Origin of the sequence: Halomonas ramblicola (genome assembly GCF_030409215.1) — a bacterium.
GTDB lineage: Bacteria > Pseudomonadota > Gammaproteobacteria > Pseudomonadales > Halomonadaceae > Halomonas > Halomonas ramblicola.
Genome location: NZ_JAUFPL010000032.1, coordinates 461,674 through 467,816, shown reverse-complemented (window position 1 = coordinate 467,816; position 6,143 = coordinate 461,674). Strand labels below are relative to the sequence as shown.

Here is a 6,143-nt window from a genome sequence, read left to right as displayed (position 1 = left end):
TTGCGCTCGATGCACGGCACCTGCACCAGGCCGCCCACCGGGTCGCAGGTCAGCCCCAGGTTGTGCTCCAGGCCGATCTCGGCGGCGTTCTCCACCTGGCCGATGGTGCCGCCCATCACCTCGGTCAGTCCGGCGGCGGCCATGGCGCAGGCCGAGCCCACCTCGCCCTGGCAGCCCACCTCGGCGCCGGAGATGGAGGCGTTCTTCTTGCACAGGATGCCCACCGCCCCGGCCGCCAGCAGGAAGTCCACCACGTCGCGCTCGGAGGCCCCCCGGCGGAACTGCATGTAGTAGTGGAGCACCGCGGGGATGATGCCCGCCGCGCCGTTGGTGGGCGCGGTGACCATGCGCCCGCCGGCGGCGTTCTCCTCGTTGACCGCCAGCGCATAGAGGTTGACCCAGTCCATGGCCGACATGGTCGAGGCGATCAGCGAGTCGTCGTCGGTGCTGGCCAGCAGCCGCTGGTGCAGCGAGTGGGCGCGCCGGCGAACGTTGAGGCCGCCGGGCAGCACGCCTTCCGATTCGAGCCCCTTCTCCACGCAGGCCTTCATGGCCTGCCAGATCTCGCACAGGCCGGAACGGATCTCGTCCTCGCTGCGCCAGGCCCGCTCGTTGGCCAGCATCAGCTCGCTGATGCGCAGGTCGTGCTCCCGGCACAGGCGCAGCAGCTCGGCGGCGGTCTGGAAGTCATAGGGCAGCGAGGTGGTATCGCTGTCCAGTTCGCCCCCGGCGGCCTGGGCCTCGTCGACCACGAAGCCGCCACCCACCGAGTAGTAGGTGTTGCGGTGGAGCTCCCCGCCATGGCCGTGGGCGACCAGGCGCATGGCGTTGGGGTGGTGGGGCAGGCTCTCCTCGAGCAGCTGCATGTCGCGGGCCCACAGGAAGGGCACGCTGTGACGGTTGCCGAGGCGCAGCGCCTCGGCTTCCTGCAGCTCCTCGATGCAGGGGCCGATGATGTCCGGGTCGATGCGGTCGGGCCGCTCGCCCATCAGGCCCATGATCACGGCGCGGTCGGTGCCGTGGCCGATGCCGGTGGCCGACAGCGAGCCGAACAGCTGCACCTCGAGGCGGGCGACCCGCTCCAGCAGGTCGCGCTCCTTCAACTCGCCGACGAAGTCGAAGGCGGCCCGCATGGGACCGACCGTATGCGAGCTCGACGGTCCGACACCGATCTTGAACAGGTCGAAGACGCTGATTGGCATGGCTATTACCCTACAGAGTTGGGTGATTCGCAGACTGGCGTGAACGCCACGTGGTAGGAGGGCAACTTGTTGCGCGACTGGAGGCGACAGGCCTCCCGGCGGTAACCAGCTGGCGGGCTTGCACTCCGCCAGGCGCCTGACGGCGCCAAGCGCCCGGCAGAGCCGGCCTCCTACAGAACATCACGGCAAGTTGCGAAGTGTCTGGTTCTAGCGGTCGAAGACCACCGTGCGCTTGGCGTGCAGGAAGACGCGTCGCTCCACGTGCAGGGCCACCGCCCGGGCCAGGGTCAGGCACTCGACGTCGCGCCCCTTGGCCACCAGATCCTCGGGATAGTCGGCGTGACTCACCGGCTCCACGCCCTGGGTGATGATCGGTCCCTCGTCCAGGTCGTCGTTGATGTAGTGGGCCGTGGCGCCGACCAGCTTGACGCCCTTCTCGTAGGCCTGGTGGTAGGGCCGCGCGCCCTTGAAGCCCGGCAGCAGCGAGTGATGGATGTTGATCGCCTGGCCGGCGAGCTTCTCGCACATGTCGCTGGAGAGGACCTGCATGTAGCGGGCCAGGATCACCAGTTCGGCGCCGGTCTCCTCGATCACCGCCCAGACCTGTGCCTCCTGCTCGGGCTTGGTCTCCGGGGTGATCGGCAAGTGGTGGTAGGGAAGCCCATGCCACTCCGCCAGGGACGCCAGGTCCGGGTGGTTGGAAACGATGGCGCGGATCTCGATCGGCAGTTGGCCGATGCGATAGCGATACAGCAGGTCGTTGAGGCAGTGATCGGCCTTGGAGACCATGATCACCACCGGCAGGCGCCGCCCGGGCGGCGTCAGCTCGAAGGTCATGTCGAACTCGGCGGCCCGCGCGGCGAAGCCGGCCTCGAAGGCCCCGGCATCGAAACCCTCGGCCTCGGGCCGGAATTCCGTGCGGATGAAGAAGCGCCCGCTGAGCCGGTCATCGAAGGAGTGCTGCTCGGTGATATAGCAGCGCTGCTCCTTGAGGAAGCGCGTCACCACGTCCACGGTACCCAGCCGACTCGGGCTCTGGGCCGCCAGGATCCAGCGGTTGTTGTTGTCCTGCATGTCGTGTCTCTCCCGGACGGGGCCGACGGCTGCCGGCCCCGTCACTATCAGGCCTCGACGCCGATGGCGTACTCCGCGCCGGCGTCCAGGATCCAGCGATAGAGGTAGTCGGCGAAGCTGCGGCGCAGCACCAGCTCCCAGCGCTCCTCGGTGGGGCGGCGCAGGATCAGGTTCGCCTTGGCGAACACCGTGGTGACGCCCTTGCCCACCGGGAAGGCCTCGGGGTGGACGTCGTAGGGCGTCGACTTCATCAGCAGCTCGCGTGCGCACTCGCCCTCGAGCTCGATCAGGGTCTGGCCGCCGCTGGCGTTGACGATGGCGTAGTGGGCATCGCCCAGGGCGGTACGCAGGCGCTTCTCCAGCTCGAACTCCTCGCCACCGGGCACGATCAGCAGCCACTCGTCGGGCGACAGCCACTGGATCGAGCGCTCGCCGCTCGCGTCCTGGCTCAGCGAGTTGGGGCGGGCCGGGAGGCCGAAGCCGAGCACCTGGCGCAGCGCCTCGTCGAGCACGATGGCCCCACCGCGCAGGATCAGGTGGCCGAGCATGGCGCGTTCACGCAGCACGACGCGGCTCTTGGCGCCGACGCTGGGGCGGCCGCTGTGGTGGCAGGACCAGGCCAGCGGGGATTCCGCCGGCACCTCGGTTTCGGGGCGTACGTCGTAGACGTTGGCCCAGGTCGCAGTATGTTCAGACATGCTGGCGCTCTCCCTTGGGATCGTAGAAGATCGTGCCGACGATTTCCGCGGCGTGGGTCTTGCCGTCGACCATGGGCAGGTAGACGGTCTCGCCCATCCGCCGGTGGCCGCCCTTGACCACCGCCAGGGCGAAGCCGCTCTCGAGCGTCGGGCTGTAGTAGCTCGAGGTCACGTGGCCCACCATGGGCATGGGGATGGCGTGATCCGGATCGAAGACGATCTGGGCGCCCTCCTCCAGCACCACCGTCGGGTCCTTGGGCTTGAGGCCCACCAGTTGCTTGCGGTCGACCCGGCGGGTGTCGGGGCGCGACAGGGCGCGCTTGCCGATCCAGGAGTAGGGCTTGTCGTAGCCGATGGCCCACTGCATGCCGAGATCCTCGGGGGTCACCGAACCGTCGGTGTCCTGGCCGGCGATGATGAAGCCCTTCTCGGCGCGCAGGACGTGCATGGTCTCCGTCCCATAGGGCGTCAGGCCATACTTGTCGCCGTGCTCGAACAGGGTCTTCCAGACGTGCATGGCGTAGTTGGCCTGGACGTTGATCTCGAAGGCGAGTTCGCCGGTGAAGGAGATGCGGAAGACCCGTGCCGGCACCCCGGCCACCTTGCCCTCGCGCCAGTCCATGAACTTGAAGGTGTCACGATCGAGATCGATGTCGGTGATCTCGGCCAGCAGCTTGCGCGCCTCCGGCCCGGTCACGGTCATGGTCGCCCAGTGATCGGTCACCGAGGTGAAGGTCACGTCCAGCTCGGGCCACTCGGTCTGGTGCCACAGCTCCAGCCACTCCATGACCCCGGCGGCACCGCCGGTGGTGGTGGTCATCAGGAAGTGGTTCTCGCCCAGGCAGCTGGTGGTGCCGTCGTCCATCAGCATGCCGTCGTCCTTGCACATCAGCCCGTAGCGGGCCCGGCCGACCTCGAGCTTGGCCCACTTGTTGGTGTAGATGCGTCCCAGGAACTCCCGGGCATCGGGGCCCTGGATGTCGATCTTGCCCAGCGTGGAGGCGTCGAGGATGCCCACCGCCTCACGCACCGCCAGGCACTCGCGGGCCACGGCCTCGTGCATGGATTCCTGCTTGCCGCCGACGGTCTTCGGGAAGTACCAGGGGCGCTTCCACTGGCCCACGTCCTCGAACTCCGCACCGTGCTCCACGTGCCACTGGTGCAGCGCGGTGTAGCGCTCGGGGTCGAACAGCTCGCGGCAGTGGCGGCCGACGATGGCGCCGAAGGTCACCGGCGTGTAGTTGGGCCGGAACACCGTGGTGCCCACCTCGGGGATCGACTTGCCCAGGCAGCGGGCGGCGATGGCCATGCCGTTGATGTTGCCCAGCTTGCCCTGGTCGGTGCCGAAGCCCATGGCGGTGTAGCGCTTGACGTGCTCGATGGACTCGAAGCCCTCGCGGGTGGCCAGTTCGATGGCCGCGGCGGTGACGTCGTTCTGCAGGTCGACGAACTGCTTGGGCCCGCGCAGGGTCGGCTTCTCGTGGGGCACCTGGTAGAGCGCGCAGGCGGCACCTTCGCGACGGGCATCGACCTGGGGCAGCTCGATGGTCTGGGCCGTGCGGCCGAGGGCCTCCAGCGCCTTCACCGCCGCGGCACTGCCGTCGGCCAGCCCTTCCGCCAGGTCATGGATGCCGCGGGCGCTGCCGGCGGCATGCACGCCCTTCACCAGGCTCGGCACGAAGCCGAGGATGTCGTCGTTCCAGGTCGGGCGCGCCCCGGTGTGGGAGGCCAGGTGGATCACCGGGCTGTAGCCGCCGGAGCTGGCGAGGGTATCGCAGGCCAGCGTCTCGGCCTGGCCGGTGACCGTGAAGGCCTCGGCGTCGATGGTGGCGACGCGGGCGCCGCTCACGCGGGTGCTGCCCCTGGCCTCGAGCACGGCACTGCCGGTGATGATGCGGATGCCGCGGGCGCGGGCCTGCGCCACCAGCTCGCCGTCCGGGGCCTGGCGGGCATCGACGATGGCCACCACCTCACGGCCGGCATCGAGCCAGTCCAGGGCGGCGCGGTAGGCATGATCGTTGGTGGTGGAGAGCACCAGCTTGTTGCCCGGCACCACGCCGTAGCGGCGCACATAGGTCGACACCGCCCCGGCCAGCAGGTTACCGGGAAGGTCGTTATTGCCGTAGACCAGCGGCCGCTCATGGGCGCCGGTGGCCAGCAGCACCTGGCCGGCACGCACGCGATGCATGCGCGAGCGGGAGGGGCGATGGCCGTCGACCCACGGGGCGGTCTCGCCGAGATGCTCGGTGCGCCGCTCGTGGAGGGTCACGAAGTGGTGGTCGTGGTAGCCGTTGGCGGTGGTGCGCGGCAGCAGGGTGACGTTGTCACGCCCGGCGAGCTCGGCGAGCACCTGCTCCGCCCAACGGGCGGCGGGCTGGTGGTCGAGCAGTTCGCGGCTGTCGAGCAACGACCCGCCCAGCTCCTCCTGCTCGTCGCAGAGGATCACCCGGGCCCCGCCGCGCGCCGCGGTGAGCGCCGCCGCCAGGCCGGCCGGGCCGGCGCCGATCACCAGCAGGTCGCAGTGCTGGTTAAGGTGGTCGTAGTGGTCGGGGTCGCGCTCCATGGGACTGCGGCCCAGGCCCGCCCCCTTGCGGATGTACTTCTCGTAGGTCATCCACATGGAGGCCGGGGCCATGAAGGTCTTGTAGTAGAAGCCCGGGGGCATGAAGCGCCCGCCCAACTTGCCCACCAGGCTCATCAGGTCGCGCTGGACGTTGGGCCAGCCGTTGGTGCTGCGGGCGGTGAGTCCGTCGAACAGCGCCTGCTGGGTGGCGCGCACGTTGGGCACCTGGGCCGCTTCGGTGCTGCCCAGCTGGACCAGCGCATTGGGCTCCTCGGCGCCGGCGGCGACGATGCCGCGAGGCCGCGAGTACTTGAAGCTGCGGTTGACGATGTCCACCCCATTGGCCAGCAGCGCCGAGGCCAGGGTATCGCCGGCATGGCCCTGGTACTGCTTGCCATTGAAGGTGAAGCTAAGCGTGCGGGCGCGATCGATGCGCCCGCCCTCGCGAAGACGATTGACCTGGCTCATGCCTTGACTCCTTCCTGACGCGAGGCCGCTTCCGCCTCGGTCTCACCCTCGACGGGACGACCTTCGGGATACTCGGCGGTGAAGCGGGGCTGCTCGCCCATCTTGTAGGTCTCGAGGATCTCGTAGCTCACGGTGTTG

General features: G+C 69.1%; 4 protein-coding genes. All 4 read right to left on the bottom strand.

What is annotated here, in order from left to right; genetic code table 11:
• A partial coding sequence (locus QWY80_RS16230; protein ID WP_290233730.1) for an L-serine ammonia-lyase occupies positions 1–1,202 on the bottom strand: 1,202 nt, incomplete at its 3' end.
• Positions 1,203–1,409: 207 nt separating this feature from the next.
• A complete protein-coding gene (purU, locus tag QWY80_RS16225; RefSeq protein ID WP_290233729.1) occupies positions 1,410–2,276 on the bottom strand; it encodes a formyltetrahydrofolate deformylase in 867 nt (288 codons plus the stop codon).
• Between the two features lie 47 nt (positions 2,277–2,323).
• A complete protein-coding gene (locus tag QWY80_RS16220) occupies positions 2,324–2,974 on the bottom strand; it encodes a sarcosine oxidase subunit gamma (RefSeq protein WP_290233727.1) in 651 nt (216 codons plus the stop codon).
• Positions 2,967–6,005 carry a sarcosine oxidase subunit alpha gene (locus QWY80_RS16215; RefSeq protein WP_290233724.1) on the bottom strand — a complete coding sequence of 1,013 codons (3,039 nt, stop codon included), beginning with the start codon at positions 6,003–6,005 and terminating at the stop codon, positions 2,967–2,969. The genes QWY80_RS16220 and QWY80_RS16215 overlap by 8 nt, the downstream gene beginning before the upstream one ends.
• Positions 6,006–6,143: the final 138 nt, after the last annotated feature.